The organism is Nocardioides sp. NPDC023903, assembly GCF_040639295.1.
Classification (GTDB): Bacteria; Actinomycetota; Actinomycetes; order Propionibacteriales; family Nocardioidaceae; genus Nocardioides.
On record NZ_JBEZZS010000111.1, the window covers coordinates 1 to 1,081 of the forward strand.

General features: G+C 69.0%; 2 protein-coding genes. Both read right to left on the reverse strand.

What is annotated here, in order from left to right; all coding sequences use genetic code 11:
* Positions 1-68: 68 nt before the first annotated feature.
* Positions 69-497 (reverse strand): CoA transferase, encoded by a 429-nt coding sequence (locus AB0F44_RS30310; RefSeq protein WP_357361092.1) that lies wholly within the window; start codon positions 495-497, stop codon positions 69-71.
* Positions 494-1,081: LLM class flavin-dependent oxidoreductase (locus tag AB0F44_RS30315; protein WP_357361093.1), on the reverse strand; the 588-nt coding region annotated here is incomplete at its 5' end. The genes AB0F44_RS30315 and AB0F44_RS30310, both read right to left, overlap by 4 nt.

Consider the following 1,081-nt stretch of genomic DNA (forward strand, 5'->3'; position numbering starts at 1 on the left):
GATGTCGAGCGCGCGGCCGGTGGCCTTGACGCTCATGTGGTCGAGCTCGACGATCATGCCGCGCTGCATCATCCCTCGGCTACCCCCGCGACGGCCTGAATGACGTAGTCGAAGGCGGGGTCGTCCCCGGCGTCCATCCCGTATCCGGTGAGTGCGACGCAGACGATGCGCTCGTTCCACCGGCGCAGCGAGTCGTAGGTGAGCCCGTACCGCCGGATCGCCGAGGGTTTCAGATTCACCAGCAGCGCGTGCGATCCGGCGACCAGTTCCCCGAGCCGGTCCTGTCCCGCCGCCGAATCCAGGTCGAGGCGGACACTGCGTTTGCCGCGATTGAGGCTGGCGAAATACGCGTCGCCGACCTGCCGGGAGATGTCCCCGGTCGGCGGTTCGATCTTGGTCACCTCCGCGCCGAGGTCGGCGAGCATCATGCTGGCGTACGGCCCGGCGAGCATGGTTCCGACTTCGAGAACGCGGATACCCGCCAGCGGGGCAGTCACCTCAAATCCTTTGCCAGCGCGGCGATCATCTCGCGCGTGCGGCGTTTGGAGGCGCGCAGGTCGTCGAGGGTGTCGCCGATCGGGAGCAATCGCACCGACAGGTCGGTCGCGCCCGCCTCGGCATAGCGACGCAGCCCAGCGGCGATGGCTTCCTCATCGCCTGCCACACAGATGTCGCCGATGCTGGTCGCGCCGCCGCGGTCGAGCAGGCGCTGATAGTTCGGCGACGTTTCCGCCTCGGCCAGAATGCGGTTCGCGCGTTCGCGTGCCGCGTCCACCTCCGAGGGCCGACACAGACACACCGGCAGACCCGCCACGATGCGCGGAGCCGGGCGGCCCGCGGCGGCAGCCGCCTCCGTGATGCGCGGGGTCACATGGTCGGCGATGGCACGCTCGTCGGCCATCCAGAGGATGGTGCCGTCGGCCTGCTCGCCCGCGATCCGCAACATGACCGGTCCGAGAGCGGCGATCAACACCGGCAGTGGCGCGACCGGGCCGATATCGAGCGGATTGTGCACGGTGAAGGTGTCGTTCTCCACGTCGACCGGTCCCGGACCACTCAATGCCGGGGTCAGCACGTCGAG